The 18316-nt window shown below is 62.0% G+C and carries 14 protein-coding genes; 4 read left to right on the plus strand and 10 right to left on the minus strand.

Annotated elements, in window-relative coordinates; translation table 11 throughout:
* Positions 1-515: 515 nt before the first annotated feature.
* The 4 genes from PFLQ2_RS01035 to PFLQ2_RS01020 all read right to left on the minus strand — a co-directional run bounded on the left by PFLQ2_RS01035 (position 516) and on the right by PFLQ2_RS01020 (position 3459).
* On the minus strand, positions 516-1298 hold the full coding sequence (locus PFLQ2_RS01035; protein ID WP_003186887.1) for a MetQ/NlpA family ABC transporter substrate-binding protein: 783 nt from the start codon (positions 1296-1298) through the stop codon (positions 516-518).
* A 186-nt stretch (positions 1299-1484) separates the two neighbouring features.
* Complete coding sequence (locus PFLQ2_RS01030) at positions 1485-2420, minus strand: sigma 54-interacting transcriptional regulator (protein ID WP_003186888.1); 936 nt, start codon at positions 2418-2420, stop codon at positions 1485-1487.
* A 59-nt stretch (positions 2421-2479) separates the two neighbouring features.
* A complete protein-coding gene (locus PFLQ2_RS01025; RefSeq protein WP_003186889.1) occupies positions 2480-3061 on the minus strand; it encodes an alpha/beta hydrolase in 582 nt (193 codons plus the stop codon).
* A gap of 152 nt (positions 3062-3213) precedes the next feature.
* The gene (locus PFLQ2_RS01020) at positions 3214-3459 is read right to left on the minus strand and encodes a DUF2789 domain-containing protein (RefSeq protein ID WP_003186890.1); all 246 of its coding nucleotides are present in this window, start codon (positions 3457-3459) and stop codon (positions 3214-3216) included.
* A gap of 147 nt (positions 3460-3606) precedes the next feature.
* Here PFLQ2_RS01020 and PFLQ2_RS01015 point away from each other — a divergent pair, with 147 nt between their 5' ends.
* Both PFLQ2_RS01015 and PFLQ2_RS01010 read left to right on the plus strand, forming a co-directional pair.
* A complete protein-coding gene (locus tag PFLQ2_RS01015) occupies positions 3607-4128 on the plus strand; it encodes an NfeD family protein (protein ID WP_003186891.1) in 522 nt (173 codons plus the stop codon).
* 1 nt (position 4129) lies between these two features.
* The gene (locus PFLQ2_RS01010) at positions 4130-4891 is read left to right on the plus strand and encodes a slipin family protein (protein WP_003186892.1); all 762 of its coding nucleotides are present in this window, start codon (positions 4130-4132) and stop codon (positions 4889-4891) included.
* A 131-nt stretch (positions 4892-5022) separates the two neighbouring features.
* Here the strand turns inward: PFLQ2_RS01010 and PFLQ2_RS01005 are convergent, their stop codons facing one another.
* The 5 genes from PFLQ2_RS01005 to PFLQ2_RS00985 are packed head-to-tail and all read right to left on the minus strand — an operon-like array spanning position 5023 to position 16438.
* A complete protein-coding gene (locus tag PFLQ2_RS01005) occupies positions 5023-5967 on the minus strand; it encodes a sulfotransferase family protein (protein ID WP_003186893.1) in 945 nt (314 codons plus the stop codon).
* On the minus strand, positions 5955-6740 hold the full coding sequence (locus PFLQ2_RS01000; protein ID WP_003186894.1) for an aspartyl/asparaginyl beta-hydroxylase domain-containing protein: 786 nt from the start codon (positions 6738-6740) through the stop codon (positions 5955-5957). The genes PFLQ2_RS01005 and PFLQ2_RS01000 overlap by 13 nt, the downstream gene beginning before the upstream one ends.
* A gap of 12 nt (positions 6741-6752) precedes the next feature.
* The gene (locus PFLQ2_RS00995; RefSeq protein ID WP_003186895.1) at positions 6753-8267 is read right to left on the minus strand and encodes a TolC family protein; all 1515 of its coding nucleotides are present in this window, start codon (positions 8265-8267) and stop codon (positions 6753-6755) included.
* A 39-nt stretch (positions 8268-8306) separates the two neighbouring features.
* Positions 8307-15542, minus strand: a complete 7236-nt coding sequence (locus PFLQ2_RS00990) for an Ig-like domain-containing protein (protein ID WP_003186897.1) — start codon at positions 15540-15542, stop codon at positions 8307-8309.
* A gap of 50 nt (positions 15543-15592) precedes the next feature.
* Complete coding sequence (locus tag PFLQ2_RS00985) at positions 15593-16438, minus strand: sulfotransferase family protein (protein WP_003186899.1); 846 nt, start codon at positions 16436-16438, stop codon at positions 15593-15595.
* Positions 16439-16742: 304 nt separating this feature from the next.
* Here PFLQ2_RS00985 and PFLQ2_RS00980 point away from each other — a divergent pair, with 304 nt between their 5' ends.
* Complete coding sequence (locus PFLQ2_RS00980) at positions 16743-17330, plus strand: phage tail protein (protein WP_003186901.1); 588 nt, start codon at positions 16743-16745, stop codon at positions 17328-17330.
* 46 nt (positions 17331-17376) lie between these two features.
* Positions 17377-17688 carry a DUF6916 family protein gene (locus tag PFLQ2_RS00975; RefSeq protein ID WP_003186903.1) on the plus strand — a complete coding sequence of 104 codons (312 nt, stop codon included), beginning with the start codon at positions 17377-17379 and terminating at the stop codon, positions 17686-17688.
* 133 nt (positions 17689-17821) lie between these two features.
* Here PFLQ2_RS00975 and PFLQ2_RS00970 read toward each other — a convergent pair whose 3' ends face one another.
* On the minus strand, positions 17822-18313 hold the full coding sequence (locus PFLQ2_RS00970; protein ID WP_003186904.1) for a GNAT family N-acetyltransferase: 492 nt from the start codon (positions 18311-18313) through the stop codon (positions 17822-17824).
* Positions 18314-18316 lie beyond the last annotated feature (3 nt).

Consider the following 18316-nt stretch of genomic DNA (forward strand, 5'->3'; position numbering starts at 1 on the left):
CCGACTCTAAAGGTATAAGAAGAGGAATTTAAATACCGTTAAAGCATATTGATATCACGCAAATATCTATTCCCCCGATTTGCCGCGACGGAGGAAGACGGCTATTTTTCCTCACGTCGTAGGAAAGATCTTTTTTTCGAAATACCCCTCCAAGGACGCACAGCTTTTGGCCAGACTCCCCGGCCAAACCATCACAAGGAAGAGAACATGGCTGACGTAAAGGTGCCGAAGCGACTGGATCCGCAGGAGATGTTGAAGTTGTTGGTGGCATTGCGCAGAGCGTTGAAGACCAGGGCGGTTTGACCTTGTGGCGAGGGAGCTTGCTCCCGCTGGGTCGCGAAGCGTCCCCAAGAGTATCCGTTGGCTGTTTTTTACGACTGCTGCGCAGCCGAGCGGGAGCAAGCTCCCTCGCCACTCAGGTAAACATGTCCCTGGTCCAATATCTTGAGCACAAAAAACGCCGACGCTGTATCAGCCGTCGGCGTTCGAAACCTTGAAGAGGTTTACTGCCAGAATCAGAACGCCGGCAGTACCGCGCCGCTGTACTTCTTCTCGATGAATGCCTTCACTTCCGGGCTGGTCAGGGCCTTGGCGAGTTTCTGCATGGCCGGGCTGTCCTTGTTGTCCGGACGGGCCACCAGGAAGTTCACGTAAGGCGAATCGGCGCCTTCGATCACCAGCGCATCCTTGGCTGGGTTAAGACCCGCTTCCAAGGCGTAGTTGGTGTTGATCATGTCCAGGTCGACCTGATCCAGAACACGCGGCAGCATGGCCGATTCCAGTTCCTTGAATTTGAAGTTCTTCGGGTTCTTGGCGATGTCTTTCGGCGTTGCCAGGGCGTTTTTCGGGTCCTTCAACTCGATCAAGCCAGCCTTCTGCAGCAGGATCAGGGCACGACCGCTGTTGCTGCCTTCGTTAGGAATGGCGATGGTTGCGCCGTCCTTCAACTCGGCCAGGCTTTTGACTTTCTTCGAGTAGCCGCCGAACGGTTCGACGTGGACGCCGATCACAGTAACCAGATTGGTACCTTTGCCTTCGTTGAAGCTCTTGAGGTACGGCAAGGTCTGGAAGTAGTTGGCGTCCAGGCGCTTCTGGTCAACTTGCACGTTGGGTTGGACGTAGTCGGTGAAGACCTTGATCTGCAGGTCCACGCCTTCCTTGGCCAGGGCTGGCTTGATCAGTTCAAGAATCTCGGCGTGAGGCACGGGCGTAGCTGCCACCACCAGTTTTTCCGCGGCCTGGGCCAGGCCCGAGGTCAGCGCTGCCGCCAATGCGGTGAACAACAGAACCTTTTTCATGCAGTGTCCTTATCGAAAAAATCACTGTCGTCATGGACGACGGCCAAATGTGGGAGGTGCCAGCGAAGTGCTATCGTTGGCGTGAAGCGGACGATACCGATAATTTTTATGCCTTAACAATATCTTTTATTCAAGTTCATATTCGTTTTGCTCATATAGCGAGGCCGGCTTTTTGGTGGCAGCCGCCTACAACGTCGAGCCCAATCGACTGAGCAGCGCTTTAAGGGCCGCACGCTCACCCTCCGATCCCGCTGCAATGACCTGCGCGACCTGCTGCTCGATCAGTTCCGACACCGAAGGCTGGAGCGGCAGATTCAAATGCTCCGGCAAAATCTCGTCACCGCTGCTTACCAGCAACGCGAAGTGGATGACATTTTCCAGCTCCCGGGTATTGCCCGGCCAACTGTGTCGTTCAAGGGCACGCTGGGCCGCCTCGCTGATCAACGGCACAGCCAGGCCGAGGCGCTGGCTATAGATGCCCAGGAAATATTCCGCCAGGGACAGGATATCGCCCACCCGCTCACGCAGGGCCGGCAACTCGAGGCGGCCTTCGCCGAGATAATGGAAGAGGCGCTCGTGAAATTTGCCGGCGGCCACCGCTTGCGCCAGATCGATGCTGGTGGCCGCGACCAGGCGGACGTCCACCGGGCTGGGCTGGTGGGCACCGACGCGGGTGACTTCATGGTTTTCCAGGGCCGCCAGCAATTTGATCTGGATCGGCAGCGGCAAGTCGCCGATTTCATCCAGATAAAGCGTGCCGCCGTTGGCGGAGCCGAACCAACCGGCACGGCTGCTGGCCGAGCCGCTGTAATTGCCGGCCGCGTAGCCGAACAGTTCGGCGTCGGCGTAGGTCGGACTGATCGCGCCGCAATTGACCGAGACAAACAGCCCACCGCGGTCACTTTCGCGGTGGATGTGCCGGGCAAGCAGCTCCTTGCCGCTGCCGGTTTCGCCGCGTATCAGCACCGAGACCGCGCGCGGCGCCAGTTGCTCCAGCTCTTGGCGCAGTTGCCGCGAGCGTGGGTCGACGAACACCAGCGCCTTGGCGCGAATGCTCAAAGGGCTTTTTTCCGCATCGGGAAAAGTCAGCAATGGCTGACCAAAGGTTTCATGCAAACTCATGGCAGACTCCCGCCCCAAACCGCCGGGTGACGGGAGGGCACTACATTCCAAGGGCGTATTCAGGCGCGTCGCAGAGCGTGATGCTCCATGCGATTTTGTAGACGATAGAGATAAGCGAAGCCTTGTTCCCAGCGCTGGTGGCCGGATTTCACATTGATATGTCCCGCCCCGGCCAGGATCCCCGCCTCGGCCCCCCAGTTGCGCGCCAATTCCAGGGCTCGCGGGGCGCTCACGGCGGCGTCGTTGTCGGAACTGACCACCTGGCTTGGGAACGGCAGCAAATTGGCCGGTATCGGCGCGAAGTTGCGCAACGCAGGCGCGCAGGCCGGCCGCTCGACATCGGCCGGCGCTACCAGCAACGCCCCACGCACCTGCCGCAAAAACTGCACGGGCGCCGTGGCGGCCCAATGGGCAACGGTGATGCAGCCCAGGCTATGGGCAATCAGGATCACTGGCGTGCTGTCGGCGGCAACGGCTTCGGCCAATGCCGCGACCCAATCCTCGCGCCGGGGCGTCAACCAGTCGGCCTGTTCGACCCTGGCACTGTTGGGCAGGCTGTTCTGCCAGTGGGTTTGCCAATGATTTTCCGGCGATCCTTGCCAGCCCGGCACAATCAGGTAGCGAATGGATTCGTTGCGCATGGGTGCTCTCCTGCGTGTCTGTTCCCGGACCAGTATAGGGAGGAGAGTTATATTGTTTAAGGAATAAGAAGCTATTTGTTAATACCTAAAACGAATAACAAGATATCTCTGTGGGAGTGTGCTTGCTCGCTCCCACTGGTATTGCACCGGTCTTACTCGCTGCGTCCCTTACGCAACAAAACATCCAACTGATCTATCACTTCCGCCCAGTCCGCATCTTCGAGGATTTCGTCCTGCAGCAATTGCCGCTGGCCCTCGCTCCAGAAAAACGCATCGGCCAAGTGAAGTTCAGGCTTGAGGGGGGAATGGACCGCGATGAATTTGTCGATATCAGCGGCATCATCAGACAAGCCCAATTGTTTGAACAGCGCGGGCAGGTTGTGAATCGGAGATTCCATGCGAGGCTCCTGAGTATAAGACGGGGGGTTGGGTTCTTTCCCGCAGTCTAGCCCTGAATGACCGCCAGACTGATCAAAATTCAATCAACCCATACCTCGACTAGACTTTGAATAACATCCCGACGAATACACGTTGCGGAGGGTCCTGTGAACATTCACTGGTTGACGGTTGCGCTGCTGGCGATCAGCGGACCTGTGCTCGGCGCCGATGGTTTCATGCTGCCAGGCACCGATCCCCTCGGGTTCTGGCTGATCGCCGTGGGCGCGACCCTACTGGTCTTCGAGGCGGCCCTGCCCAATTACGGGGTTGCGGGGCTGGGTGGCATTGTCCTGTGTGTGATTGGCGCGGTCATCCTGACCAACGCCGACGTACCGGTTCCCCTGATGATCGGCCTGGGCCTGATCAGCGCGTTGCTGCTGATTGTCCTGTTGGTCCGCGCGTTGAAAACCCGACCGCGCCAGTCCGTCAGCGGCGACGCCACGCTAGTGGGCAACGTCACGGCGGTCACCGCGTTGCAGGCGGACAATCATCACGGCTGGGTCCAGTTGGAAGGCGAGCGCTGGCAGGTGGCAAGCGCCACGCCGATGCGACCCGGGCAGGCGGTGCGGGTCATCGCCCGCAAGGGCTTGCTGCTGGAAGTGGCCCCCGCTGATTCGCAAGGAGTCTGAAATGGGTATGCAAATCGGTTTTACGATGCTGTTGCTGCTGGTGATCGCGCTGGCGGCATCGACGTTCCGGATCCTGCGCGAATACGAGCGCGCGGTGGTGTTCCAACTCGGCCGGTTCTGGCAGGTCAAGGGGCCAGGGCTGATCCTGTTGATTCCTGTGGTACAGCAGATGATCCGCGTCGACCTGCGCACCATTGTGCTCGACGTGCCGCCCCAGGACGTGATTACCCGGGACAACGTCTCGGTGAAGGTCAACGCAGTGCTGTATTTCCGCGTGCTCGACCCGCAGAAGGCAATCATCCAGGTGGAAAACTTCCTCATGGCCACCAGCCAACTGGCCCAGACCACTTTGCGCGCCGTGCTCGGTAAACACGACCTGGACCAACTGCTGGCCGAGCGCGAGCAACTGAACAGTGACATCCAGCAAGTGCTCGATGCCCAGACCGATGCCTGGGGCATCAAGGTGGCGAATGTCGAGATCAAGCATGTGGACCTCAACGAGTCGATGATCCGCGCCATCGCCCGACAAGCCGAAGCCGAGCGCGAACGCCGGGCCAAGGTGATCCATGCCGAAGGCGAGCTGCAAGCCTCGGAAAAACTCATGCAAGCCGCCGAAATGCTTGGCCGCCAGCCAGGCGCGATGCAGTTGCGCTACATGCAGACATTGGGGGCGATTGCCGGGGACAAGACTTCCACCATCGTCTTCCCGCTGCCGATCGAGCTCCTCAAGGGGATGGCGGAGTTGTCCGCCAACAAGTCGTGATGCCCACCAAAAAAACGACACCGCCGCCTGTGGCGAGGGAGCTTGCTCCCGCTGGGCTGCGCAGCAGCCCCAGATCTTGCGGTCGCTGCGCAACCGAGCGGGAGCAAGCTCCCTCGCCACAAAATGTGTGCTCAACAGATCCTCAGCGTTTCAAGCGCCTCGTAAGGCCCTTGCGCCCATTGCATGACCCGCTCGCGCAATAACGCCGAGGCCTCCCGGCGCTTGTCCTCGCTATCGCCAGCAAACACCTGCATCGGTTGCTTGGCATGGCGCTCCACCCTGGCGAACGCTTGTCGGGTTTGTTCGTCATCCAGGCCAAAAAAGGTCGCGAGCCTGCCCGCCATCGCCTCGGGCAGTTCGGTGTAGTTCACAGCAACCCCGGCAAAGGCCTGGCAATGCTCCAGCCCCGAGTGCAGCAGCCGGCCCAGGCGTCGCGGGATGAAGTCCTCCTGGCCGCTGAACGGCAACCCATCGTCCAGTACGCTCGCGCCAATCATTCCCGGCACCATGTGCATGCCGGGCCGGCGCAGATGGGAGACTGCGATTTCCAACGGGTCACGGTACAACAACAGCCAGGGCGTGTCGGGAAAGCACTCGCGCAACAGCGGCAGTTCACCGATGTTCCAGGCGTCGAGCTTGACCACCAACCGTTGCTCCGTGCCTCGACGGCGCTGCCCATAGGCGGATAGCAATCCCCTGAGCGCCAGGCAGCGTTCAGTGGCTGGAAGGTCGCCGCGCAGCAGCGTATCCAGCGGGGGCGGTTCGGACAAAACGATATGGTCGTCCAGTTGCGCCAGCATCTGGCTGATCAAAGTCGAGCCGCAACGCGAAGCATGAAAAATGAATGCGCTGGGTGTCAGGCCCGGGCTTCGTTGCTGCCAGCGGACAAGGTAGCTCAACGGCGTCTGGCGGCGAAACACCTGGTTGAAGGGCAGGCGCAGGGCGTCTTCCACGGCGTCGCCGAAGAACGGTTGCGACAATCGCGCCTGACCGAACCAGCACCAATCGACACGCCACTCTCCGGCCTCTTGCCAGACACGGATCGGCAGCCAGCCGTCCAGACTCAAGCCTTCCATTGGTCACTCCACTGGCGACGGCCGTTGCGCATGGCCGCCCGTAATTCTTCCCGAGTGAAGTGCAAGCCTTGTCCGGCACCCAGCGCGATGGCGCACTCAACGAACGCCTCCAGCTCGTGCAGGCTTTGCAGGGTCCGTGCGAGTGATGGATCGGCTTCTACGCGTTGCTGAAAACGGGCCAGGTCGCTTGGCCCGGCACCTGGGGTGGGCGTGGTCGGCAGCCCCTCGGCAATCTGCTGTTCCAGCCATGGTCCGGGACGGCAATCCAAGACCAGGTGAATCCGAGCCTGGGCACTGCGGTTAGCCACTCGATGAGGCCGCGACAGGTCGAGAAACCAGCACTCGCCCGCCGTCATCGGAATCCGTTGTCCGTCCAGCCAGAAATCCACATCCGGCGGGCTGAGCAGTGGAACGTGCAGGCGCAGGTCGGCGTCCGGCCCGCCGAGGTCATAATCGCGATGCTCATGAATGCAGCCGCCGGGCCCCAGCCGCAACAGCCGGGCCGAGACCACAGCCAGGGGCCAATCGCACAACGCCTCCTGCCAGCGACTATCTTGCAGCCAAGGCGCACGATGCACAGGCTGACCATTTCCCGGGGACAGTTCGGTCAAGGCGTCGGCCGCCGAGATCAGCGCCACGCCGCTCCAGTCGCCGCTGTAATAGGCGCTGTTGAAATGCCCCTGCCAGCGCTCGTCTTCAATGGCTGCCAATGCCTGCAACAGCAGCGGCAGGTTCACCGCCACCGGCAGCCGGGAACAGACCGGGCGCGTCATGCCTGCGCCCGGTTATTGAGTCACTGCGGCTGTCTTCGGCAACGTGATATCGCCCTGGGCCCAGGCTGCTTCACGGTTTGCCAGCGCCGTGGCGATCGACTGCACTTGGGTCGATTGCACTTCGTTTGGCAGCGGGTCGAGGCCGGCGCTGGCGAAGATCTGCCCGTAGGCATTGCGCAGGTCGGCGTAGGCCAGGTCGCGGCGCAGGTCAGCCTGCAACGTGTTCAACTCACCCTGGATCAAATCCAGTTCACCGATGCCCGCAGCCTGGTGACGGCTGCGCAGCTGACCCACAATCTGCCCATCGATGTCCGACAGCTGCTGGCTTGTCTTGAACTGGCGCAAGGCTTCACGGTAGTTGGCATTGGCGACATACAACTGCGCCAGCACCGCGATGGACATCGCCTGGCGCCGTGCCGTCGCCACTTCTTCACCGGCCTTGGCCACGTCGATGGCCGCCGGGGCAGAGATCACGTTGAACAGGTTCCAGGTGACTTTCACGCCGTAGTCGGCCCAGCCCTGCTCTACCAGGAACGAGTTGCTGTCGTAGTGTCCGCCAGCGGAAAACTCCAGGCCCGGCAGCAAACGCAGCATGGCCTTGCGGGTTTCAGCGGCAGTGATGCGCGTCTGGTAGTCCTGCTCGCGCAGCTCCGGACGGCTGGCCAAGGCTTCCTGTTCGAGGCGGGCCAGGTCGACTTTGAGTTCCGGGATTTCGTATTCATCCTGGGTCGCCAGGGTCAGATCGGTGCCCAGGGGCAGGTTGATCAGGGTCGCCAGTTCGGTCTTGGCCAGGGACAGCGCCCGGCGCTGTTCTTCGAGCTGGCGGGTGGCCTGGATCAGCGAACGCTGGTAACCCAGCGCCTGCACCGGGTCGCCGATGCGCTGCTCGCTCATGCTCTGGCTGTTGCCACGCGCCGTCTCGACCCGCGCCATCAGGCTGTCGATCTGCTTGAGCAGGCGCTCGGCGGCCATGGCTCGCCAGTACGCCGAACGCACGTCCTGAACGATGGTGTTGATGACCTTGCGCCGGCGCTCCTGCACGATCAGCCGTTGGTCACCGGCCTGTTTGGCACTGATATAACTCACGCCGAAGTCGAGGACGTTCCAGACCATGGTCAGGTCCGCCACCTCACGGTCGCGGTCTTGGGAAGTCGACGGCTCCAGGGACTGGGTGCCGGTTTCAACACTCTGGCTGCTGGAAGCATTGACGTTGTTGCGGCCCACATAGCCAGCATCCAAGGCCATGCGCGGCAGCATGTCGAAACTGGCCAGGTCCAGCTGACGCTTGGCCAGGGCCTCCTCCATGATCTTCAAGCGGCCTTCAAGGTTGTACTTCACCGCACGGGCCATGGCCTGGTGCAAGGTCAGCGGGCCGCTGAGAGGCTCCTGGCCCTTGTACATATTCTGCAGATCGGTTCGGCCGCGCTGTTCGCTGACGCTGCGATCGATCGGCTCGCTGGTGACCGCGCACCCACTGACCACCAACGCCAGCAGACTCATACCGAATAACTTCTGACTTCTATTCATTCCCTGTACTGCCCCTGGCTGCCCCAATATTTTTAGAATTCAGGCCTGCACTTGGCTGATGCCGACCTGTCGTAACGCGGTTGCCAGGCTGTCGACCTGACGCTGTTCAGTGTCCTTGAGGTGTTGCAGTTGCTGGCCCAGGGTTGGCGCGCCGAACATCCCGCGCAGCCCTTGGGAAACATCGCCGCTCTGGATCGACTGGTTGCCGAAGGCGTCCATCGATTCGCCCTCGGAAGCGGAGTCCTGGTTGAACAGCGTCGAAAGCGTGCTGCTGCCGAACACCCCTCCATCGCCCCCACCAAAGCCCAGGAACCCCTGGCCTGAACCATCGCCGGCGGCGTCGGTGCTGAACACCTGGGCGATATAGCTCGGCGCCAGTTGGCCGCGGTTGATGAAAATATCCCCTATCGGCTTCAGGCCACCGCCGACGTCCCGTTGTTCGAACAGCGGTGGGAAGCCCAACGGCGAGCCAAGGTTGCCCGTGGGAGGGGTGAAGACGACCGGTTGCAGCGGCACCTCGGACGGTGGAATGACCGTGATCGGGTCCGATGTGAGGAAGTCCGGCGGTGGTTTCACGTCGTTAGGCACGACGGTGTCGATTGCGTAATTGTTGGAGACCGCCACGCTGGCGCCGGCGTTGCCCGAAGCGTCACTGACGTTACGGGTGTCTAGGGCGATGAAGTTGCTCGGATCGGTGAGGTTTGCCGTTGGCGTGAACGTCGCAGTCCAGGTCTTGCCGCCGTCGCTGCTGGTCAGGTTGGTCAGTTCGCCGTTGGTGACGCTGAGGTCCGACAAGTCGAAATCCGTCACCGCTTCGCTGAAGGTGAAGGTCACCTGGGTCGACTGCCCTACGCTCAGACTCGGATTGGCAACCACGATGGTGGCGCTCGGCCGGGTGGCGTCGAGTGCGTAGTTGGCGGAGATCGCGATACCTGCGCCCGCATTGCCAGCCAGGTCCTGCACATTGCTGGCATCAAGCAGAATCAGGTTGGTGGCGTCGTTGACACCCGCCGTCGGTGTCAGCGTTGCCGTCCAGGTCAGCCCGCCGTCGCTGCTGGCAAGGTTGGACAGCACACCATTGGCGACGCTCAGATCCGACAGGTCGAAACCGGATACCGCCTCGGTGAAGCTGATGGTCACGGTAGTGCTCTGGCCGATGCCCAGGGTGGTGTCGCCAAGCGTAATAGTGGCGCCCGGGCGAATCGTGTCGATGGCGTAGTTATTGGAGTTCACCACACCGACACCGCTGTTGCCCGAGGCGTTGATAACACCGCTGGTGTCCAGGCTGATCAGGTTGCTGGTGTCGGTGATGCTGGCCGTCGGCGTGAAGGTGGCTGTCCAGGTGACCCCGCCATCGGTGCTGCTCACATTGCTCAGCGTGCCGTTGTTCACGCTCAGGTCGGTATTGTCAAAACCGCTGACCGCTTCGGAGAACGTGATGGTCACCAGCGAGGTTTCCCCTGCCTTGAGTGCGCTGTCGGCGACTAAGATGGTGGCCGTGGGCACCCGCGTCTCGACCGCGTAATTGGCCGAATCGGTTGTGCCTGCCCCGGTGTTGCCGGCTGCATCGCTCACCCCGGTATTGTCCAGGGTAATCAGGTTGGTCGCATCGGTTATCCCCAGGGTTGGCGTGAACGTTGCCGTCCAGGTCAAGCCGCCGTCGCTGCTGCTGACCGCGCTCAGGGTGCCGTTGGCAACACTCAAGTCGGCGTTGCTGAAGCCGGTCACCGCCTCGGAGAAGGTAATGGTGACCTGGGCGGTTTCACCCGGTTTCAACACCGAATCGCTCAGCACGATGGTGGCGGTCGGGCGTGCGGTATCGAGGGCGTAATTGTTGGAGTCGGTGGTGCCACTGCCGGCATTGCCCGCCAGGTCGGCGACACCGCCGTTGGCCAGGGTAATCACGTTGCTGGTGTCGCTGATACCTGCGGACGGCGTGAAGGTCGCGGTCCAGGTAATGCCCCCGTCGCTGCTGCTCAGCCCGCTGAGCGTACCGTTGGCGACAGTCAGGTCGGCATCGGTGAAACCTGTCACAGCTTCGTTGAACGTGATGGTCACCAGCGAGGTTTCGCCCGCGGCAATAGCCGTGTCAGCGACGACGATGGTCGCGGTGGGACGCACGGTGTCGATGGCATAGTTGTTGGAATCGGTGGTGCCGACGCCCGCGTTACCCGCGCCGTTGATCAAGCCGGTGTTGTCCAGGGTGATCAGGTTACTGGTATCGGAAATGCTGGCGCTCGGCGTGAACGTCGCCGTCCAGGTGACGCCGCCATCGGTGCTGCCCACGTTACTCAGCGTGCCGTTGCTGACGGTCAGGTCCGCATTGTCGAAACCACTCACCGCCTCGTTGAACGTGATGGTCACCAGCGAGGTTTCGCCGATGCTCAAGGCCGTATCAGCCACCACGATGGTAGCGGTCGGCACCTGGGTATCGACGGCATAGTTGAAGGAAGTGGTGGTACCGGTACCGGCGTTGCCCGCCGCGTCGCTCACGCCGGTGTTGTCCAGCACAATCAGGTTGGTCGCGTCTCGCACGCCGAGGGTCGGGGTAAAGACCGCCGTCCAGGTAATGCCGCCGTCACTGCTGCTGACGGCGCTCAGGGTACCGTTGACCACGCTCAGGTCAGCATTGGAAAAGCCCGTCACCGCCTCGCTGAAGGTGATGGTCACCAGTGAGGTTTCGCCAACACTGAGGCTGGTATCGGCCATCACAATGGTAGCGGTCGGCAGTTGGGTATCGACGGCGTAGTTGTTCGAGTCGGTGGTGCCGACGTTGGCGTTGCCGGCCGTATCGACCACCCCGCCACTATTGAGCGTGATCAGGTTGCTGCTGTCGACGATACCGGCGGCGGGGGTGAACGTTGCAGTGAAGGTGATGTTGTCGCTGGTGCTCAGCCCACTCAACACGCCATTGGCAACGGTCAGGTCGGCCAGGGTGAAGCCGGTCACAGGTTCTGCGAACGTAATGGTGACCAACGAGGTTTCGCCGGCGGCCATGGCCGTGTCCGCCACGACGATGGTCGCGGTGGGTCGCACGGTGTCGACCACGTAGTTGTTGGAATCGGTGGTGCCAACGCCTGCGTTGCCCGCGCCGTTGATCAGCCCGGTATTGTCCAGCGTGATCACATTGGTGGTATCGGAAATGCTGGCGCTCGGTGTGAACGTGGCCGTCCAGGTGACGCCGCCATCGGTGCTGCCCATGGTGCCGAGCGTGCCATTGCTGACGGTCAGGTCCGAATTGTCGAAACCGCTGACCGCCGAGTTGAAGGTCACGGTGACCACTGTCGTCTCGCCGATCCCCAACGTGCTATCGGCAATCACGATGGTCGCCGTTGGAACGTTGGTGTCGACTTGGTAGTTGTTGGAGCTGGTGGTGCCGGATCCTGTGTTGCCCGCCCCATCACTGACGCCGGTGTTGTTCAGGACGATGACGTTGGATGTGTCGCTGACGCCAAGCGCCGGGGTGAAGGTGGCGGTCCAGGTGATGCCGCCGTCGCTGCTGCTGACCGCGCTCAAGGTGCCGTTGGCGACGCTCAGGTCCGAGTTGTCGAAACCGCTCACCGCCTCGGAGAACGTGATGGTCACCAACGACGTTTCGCCGACGCTCAGCGCGGTGTCGGCAATCACGATGGTAGCGGTCGGCCGCTGTGTGTCGACACCGTAGTTGTTCGAATCGGTGGTGCCGCTGCCGGCATTGCCCGCCCCATCCACAACCCCACCGTTGTTCAGGGTGATCAAGTTGGAGGCGTCGGTAACCCCAATGCTCGGGGTGAACGTCGCAGTGTAGGTAATGTTGTCGCTGGTGCTGAGCCCGCTCAGGCTGCCATTGGCAACCGTCAGGTCCGCCAGGGTGAAGCCGGTTACCGCCTCGTTGAACGTGATGGTCACCAACGACGTTTCGCCGATGGCGACTGCCGTGTCGGCGACGACGACGGTCGCGGTTGGGCGCGCGGTGTCGATGGCGTAGTTGTTGGAGTCGGTGGTTCCGGCGCCGGCGTTGCCTGCCGCGTCATTCACGCCGGTGTTATCCAGGGTGATGAGGTTGGTGGTGTCGCTGGTGCTGGCGCTCGGGGTGAGCGTCGCGGTCCAGGTGATGCCGCCATCGCCGCTGCTTAGGCCGGTGAGCGTGCCGTTGGCGACCGTCAGGTCGGCGCTGGTGAAGCTGGTCACCGCCTCGTTGAAGGTGATGGTCACCAGCGACGTTTCACCGATACTCAGGGCGTTATCGGCCACGACAATACTGGCGGTCGGACGTTGGGTATCAACGGCATAATTGTTGGAACTGGTGGTGCCCGTACCGGTGTTACCCGCTGCATCCAGCACGCCGGTGTTGGCCAGGACGATGAGGTTGGTGGCATCGCTGATGCTGGCGCTTGGCGTCAGCGTCGCGGTCCAGGTGATGCCGCCGTCGCTGCTGCTCAGACCGCTCAAGGAGCCGTTCGCAACGGTGAGGTCGGCCAGGGTGAAACCGGTCACGGCCTCACTGAAGGTAATCGTCACCAAGGAGGTTTCGCCGATGCTCAGCGCGGTATCGGCCACCACGATCGTGGCGGTCGGACGTTGCGTATCGATGGCGTAGTTGTTCGAGTCGGTGGTGCCGGTGCCAGCGTTGCCGGAAGCGTCGGCGATGCCGCTGTTGTTCAGCGTGATCAGGTTGGTGGCATCGTTGGTGCTGGCGCTCGGCGTCAGCGTCGCGGTCCAGGTAATGCCGCCGTCGCTGCTGCTCAGACCGGTGACCGTGCCGTTGGCGACCGTCAGGTCGGCGGTGGTGAAGCCGGTCACCGCCTCGTTGAACGTGATGGTCACCTGCGAGGTTTCGCCGGCACTCAAGGCCGTGTCGGTCACGACGATCGTGGCCGTCGGGCGCAAGGTGTCGATGGCATAGTTGTTGGAATTGGTGGTGCCAACACCGGCGTTGCCGCTCAAGTCCGAGATACCGGTGTTGCTCAGTGTCACCAGGTTGGTGCTGTCGGTGACGCCCGCGTCCGGTGTCAACGTCGCGGTCCAGGTGATGCCGCCGTCGCTGGTACTCAGTCCGGTGAGCGTACCGTTGGCCACCGTCAGGTCGGCGGTGGTGAAGCCGGTCACCGCCTCGGAGAACGTGATGGTCACCAGCGACGTTTCGCCACTTTTGAGGGCTGTGTCGGTCACCACGATCGTCGCCGTCGGCGCCACAGTGTCGTTGACGACGTAGTTGTTCGAGTCAGTGGTGCCCACGCCAGCGTTGCCGGCCAGGTCCGCAACTCCGGTGTTGTTCAAGGTGATGATGTTAGTGGTATCGGAGATGTTGCTTGCCGCTGTCAGGGTACCGGTCCAGGTGATACCGCCATCGCCGGTGGTCAACGTACCGATTGTGCCGTTCTGCACCGTCAGGTCCGCTGCGGTGAGTCCGGTCACGGCTTCGGAGAAGGTGATGGTCACCGCCGACGTGCCGCCGGAGTTCAGGCTGGTATTGGCCACCACGACCGTCGCGGTGGGAGGTGTCTCGTCCGGTACATAGTTGGTGTTAATGGTGCCACCGTCACCATAGACGTTGGCCACCGACCCCGGCGTAACACCCGCGGTGCCGGCACTCGTTCCGCCCACGCCGCTGCCGCCGACGTTGCCGGCCAGGGCCGCAAAGTTGGCGGCGGTCATCAGGATCGAACCCTTGTTCCAGATGGCGCCGACACCGACACCGCCCGCGCCGCCCGCTTGGATGTAACCGCCACCGGCACCGCCACCGCCACCGCCGCCACCCGCACCGACGTTGCTGGAAATGACCGAATTGCCAATGACTCGCAGCGTCGCGCCAGTGTCGTTGTAGATACCGCCGACAGCCCCGCCCCCGGCGCCGCCGATGTCGTTGTAACCGTCGCCACCGCCACCGCCACCAATGGACAGACCTCCACTGTTGGCGGTGCCGCCGGCCGAACCGGTGCTGTAGCCTGGGTAAGCCGCACCACCAGCACCGCCGGTGGCAGAACCACCTCGGCCGCCGATATTGAAGAAGCCGCCACCGGCGCCGCCCTGGCCAGCCGAGCCGGCGTTACCCGTGGAGTTGAGCGTGTCACCGCCGCGCCCACCGATACCGACGCCAATGGCACCGCCGCCACCACCGGCGCCGCCGGCGTATTGCGGCGTCACACCGCCGCCGCCACCACCGCCCGAAGCGGCGTTCGCGGTGACGGTGACATTCTTCAGGGTCAAGGTGCCGGCGTTATAGATCCCGCCGCCCTTGGCCACCAGCGCATCATCGCCACCATTACCACCGTTGCCGGCGGCCATGCCCCGGGTAATCACCAAGCCGTCGAGGGTCGCCGTGGTGCCGACCGTCACGTTGATGATCTGGGTGCGGTAATTTCCGTCGAGGGTAACGTCGGCCACGTTATCGTTATTGAGGTCGCCGTCGATCGTGACGTTCTTGTTGACGTCCAGCACTTGGGTCAACGAAATGGTCATGCCGGTACTGAACGTCACGATATCGCCGTTCTGGGCAGACGCCAAAGCTGCACGCAAAGAACCAACGCCAGTATTGAGGTTGTTGGTAGCGGTCCAGGTGGCGAGGCCCCATTGGTATTCGCTCATGGCATTGGCCGAGAGCGCGTTGGCGCTCTCGATATTGCCGGTGGCGATTTCCAGGTCCCAATCACCACCAAGGCCGGTGCGATCGTTGGACGCAGCCACGTCTCGGCCGGTCAACTGCGCCAATGAATCGACAAAGTTCAGCCCGCGATCACCTTCAGCGGTGTAGCAACCGTAGATCAGGATATCGCCGCCAGCGTTCATGTCTTGGCCAATCTGCGCCAGCACCTCGCTGCGTGCCTGGACGTTGTCCGCCGACAGATAGCTGTTGCCCAGCCACAAGTCACCGGCGTTACCGTGGGCAATGATCTGCATCGAGCTGACGCCCTGGTGGGTGTCCAGGTAATCAGCGATTTGTTGCAGGCCGTCCTTGCTGGCGTCCAGCTGTACCACCTGGGTGCCGGGCGCGATGCCTTCGAGCAGGCTGGCGGAATCCTTGACCCGGGAATCGACAAACACCACGGACTTGCCCGGCACGGCGGCCTGGGTGGCATCGACCTGTCCCTGCGGGGCATGGTTGTCGGCAGGCTGATCCGCCGTAGGCGTCTTGGCCGCATCGGCCGTGGGATGGGCGTCCGGTTGCGCAGCATCGGCCACCGTCGCCGCCACCGCACCGTCGAACAGCATTCGCGGCTCCAGGGACATGATCATTGGCGATGCCAGGGCTTGTGCGCCCTCGGTTACCCGCGACTTGCCTTTGCTCCACCACATGACGATCACCTGGACTCGGACTTCTAGAACAGCAATGAAAAAAACCGCGGTCAGCTGACGGCGGCGTCGGTTTTCATACGAATGACATTGGCGGCGCTCGCGGACCCATCACGCCAGAACGACAACTCGGCATATTTCTCGAACAGATCCGGCGGCAAGAGGGTGCGCCGCGCTTGCGGCGCAACCTTGGGCTTGACCTTGTGCAGGCCGGCGACACCCAACGCCTGGTCGAAGGCCGGAGCGTCGTAGGTCAGGTGATCGAAATCGTGTTCGAACCAGGGCTCGCCGATGAAGTCGTACACCAGCCGCATCACCCGTTCCGGCGCCTGGCTCAGCAGGTCGTAGTCCACGATCAGCAGCGACTCGGCGTTCTCGCCGTAATACGCCTCTTTGAGCGCCGTCCAGGCAAACCCCACCAGGCGGTTGCGCTGGGCGAGGGTTTCGCAGCGGCTGTAGACGGTGTTGCGCTCGTCATCGTCATTGAACAGCTTGGTGTTCTCGAACGGGTTGGCGCGATAGAGCCGCTCCAGGCTGTCGAGCACCCAGGCGACGTTGCGCACGCAGGCGATCGTCTTGGCTTGGGGAAACAGGTCTTGCAACGCGGGCAGGCGGGCGCACCATTGACGATTGGTGTCGAAGATGACCGGTTTATCGGCCTTGTCGGCGTAGTAGGAATCGAAGAGACCGCGCAACAGGCGGCGGCGCAGGTCGGTGTCGATCACCGAACCAAACTCGCTGCCGGCGCTGCATTGCTGCAGGACGCTGCTGAACAGCGTGCCGACGGGACTGGTCATACCGGCATGAAAGCGCGGGTTCTGCAGCAAAATCGCAGAAAGCAGGGTCGAGCCCGAGCGCGGTAGACCTGAAATAAAGTGAAACTGTGACAATCCATTCACCGTGTGTAGTCCCTTTGTACCGCAGAGCGTAGCCGAGGAAACAAAAGCCGCCTAGTAGTACTTTGATATCAAATCCTCGCTGAACTGTAAAAAAGATGGACGGTACAAGCACCCGTTTTTAATGAACCGATTCAGCTGCGCCGCCCCCTTTTCGGTCCATTTTCCCTCGGCAGAAAGAAAGAACCCCGTCTACGCTCAGCCGTGCGTGACCAGGCCAGGGAATGAAGGAGTCAGGCTGATCGCAGACTTGTTCCTCGTGTACGCCAGGTTCCGTCAGACCAATAACCTGAGGGATGAGGATTTTATGGAAGTATTCATGGGCACCATCCAGGCGTTCGGCTTTAACTTTGCCCCCAGGGGCTGGGCGCTGTGCAACGGGCAAACCATCGGCATCGCACAAAACTCGGCACTGTTCTCTCTGCTCGGCGTGACTTATGGAGGCAATGGGCAGACCACCTTCCTGCTTCCCAACCTGCAAAGTCGCCTCCCCATGGGCATGGGCAATGGCGGGGGGCTGAGCCCGCGCGTCATCGGCGAAGTCTCTGGCACTGAAAGCGTCACCGCAACGATCAACAACCTGCCCAACCACACCCACACCCTCACGGGTATCAGCGCCGCAACCACCTTGCAATTGGCAAACCCGGCCAGCAACCCAGTCAATACTCCAACGGCCACCAACTCGTTCATCGGGACCTCGGGCACCGGACCGGGCTCGGCGGCGATCTATTCCGACCAGATAGGCGCGTCTCCCGTGCCACTGCAAGGCGTGACCACCACCGTCAACGGCACGATATCGCCTGCGGGCAACGGCTTGCCCATGTCGGTCATGAACCCGTTCCTGGCGATCAACTTCAGCATCGCACTCGAAGGTATTTTTCCGACCCGCAACTGATGACCCGCCGGAGGGCTTCGGCCCTCCGGTCTTGTGGAGTGTCGATATGCTGCAACAGGTTCAGAGCCACCACTTCCAACCGCTGCTAGGCCAGACCAGCAGCCTGACCCTGCCGGACGGCAGCCGCCTGGCTGTTCGCTTCGAGCACCTTGAGCAAACGCCTCGGGCGAAGATGCCGAACGCCGAACGCGTGCCTTTCGGCGTAGAGCTCAACAGTTTGCAGAACACCGAATTTGTGGACGGGCTGTGTTCACTTGAGGTGCCAGAAATCGGAGGGCTCGAAGGAGTGTTCGTCTCGCGGGTACCGGCAGCGGGACGGGACCCGGCCATGGGGTATTTTTATATCGCATTCAACTGAAGAAACGCTGATTCCCTTGTGGGAGCGGGCTTGCTCGCGAAGACGGAGTATCCGGCGAGAATTCCTCTACTGACACACCGCCTTCGCGAGCAAGCTCGTTCCCACATTGGACATGTAGCGAGTCAGGAACGGCTCAGTTCCCCTTCGGATACCAGACCAACCGCTCCGCCGCCGGGTTGTGCTCCTGCACTTCGAAGCCCAGCGCCAGGTAGTGTTGGCGGGCCTGGGGGTTGCTGGCCCAGACCACGGTCGCCACCGGGCAGCGGATCTGTTGCGCCGCTTTTTGGACCCCTTGCAGAACCGCTCGACCGAAGCCCTGGCCTCGAGCCTGGGGGATGAAGGCCAGGTACAGCACACGAATTTCATTGGGACCGAAATCGGCGCTCAAGGCGCCTATAGCGCTGCCGAGCTTTTCCACGACGTAATGCATGGCGTCGGGAAAATGCTCACCCAGGCCTTGCTCCTGCACTTGGAACTGCTGGGCGATAACCTGCTGCACTTGCTCTGGCTCGCCGTCGATCCATTGCAGGTCCGGCCGCGCCGCCTGGTAAAGGCTCTGCAAGAACGGACCATCGCTGGCCCGCGATGGACGTACCACCAGCCCCTCTGCCGCCACTGAATCCATGCT

This window comes from Pseudomonas fluorescens Q2-87, from assembly GCF_000281895.1.
GTDB lineage: Bacteria > Pseudomonadota > Gammaproteobacteria > Pseudomonadales > Pseudomonadaceae > Aquipseudomonas > Aquipseudomonas fluorescens_S.

What these genes read in the sequence shown, in the direction of transcription:
- PFLQ2_RS01035 (WP_003186887.1), bottom strand. Translation starts at nt 1,298, where the DNA reads ATGAAAAAGGTTCTGTTGTTCACCGCATTGGCGGCAGCGCTGACCTCG.
- PFLQ2_RS01030 (WP_003186888.1), bottom strand. Translation starts at nt 2,420, where the DNA reads ATGAGTTTGCATGAAACCTTTGGTCAGCCATTGCTGACTTTTCCCGAT.
- PFLQ2_RS01025 (WP_003186889.1), bottom strand. Translation starts at nt 3,061, where the DNA reads ATGCGCAACGAATCCATTCGCTACCTGATTGTGCCGGGCTGGCAAGGA.
- PFLQ2_RS01020 (WP_003186890.1), bottom strand. Translation starts at nt 3,459, where the DNA reads ATGGAATCTCCGATTCACAACCTGCCCGCGCTGTTCAAACAATTGGGC.
- PFLQ2_RS01010 (WP_003186892.1), top strand. Translation starts at nt 4,130, where the DNA reads ATGGGTATGCAAATCGGTTTTACGATGCTGTTGCTGCTGGTGATCGCG.
- PFLQ2_RS01005 (WP_003186893.1), bottom strand. Translation starts at nt 5,967, where the DNA reads ATGGAAGGCTTGAGTCTGGACGGCTGGCTGCCGATCCGTGTCTGGCAA.
- PFLQ2_RS01000 (WP_003186894.1), bottom strand. Translation starts at nt 6,740, where the DNA reads ATGACGCGCCCGGTCTGTTCCCGGCTGCCGGTGGCGGTGAACCTGCCG.
- PFLQ2_RS00995 (WP_003186895.1), bottom strand. Translation starts at nt 8,267, where the DNA reads ATGAATAGAAGTCAGAAGTTATTCGGTATGAGTCTGCTGGCGTTGGTG.
- PFLQ2_RS00990 (WP_003186897.1), bottom strand. Translation starts at nt 15,542, where the DNA reads ATGTGGTGGAGCAAAGGCAAGTCGCGGGTAACCGAGGGCGCACAAGCC.
- PFLQ2_RS00980 (WP_003186901.1), top strand. Translation starts at nt 16,743, where the DNA reads ATGGAAGTATTCATGGGCACCATCCAGGCGTTCGGCTTTAACTTTGCC.
- PFLQ2_RS00975 (WP_003186903.1), top strand. Translation starts at nt 17,377, where the DNA reads ATGCTGCAACAGGTTCAGAGCCACCACTTCCAACCGCTGCTAGGCCAG.
- PFLQ2_RS00970 (WP_003186904.1), bottom strand. Translation starts at nt 18,313, where the DNA reads ATGGATTCAGTGGCGGCAGAGGGGCTGGTGGTACGTCCATCGCGGGCC.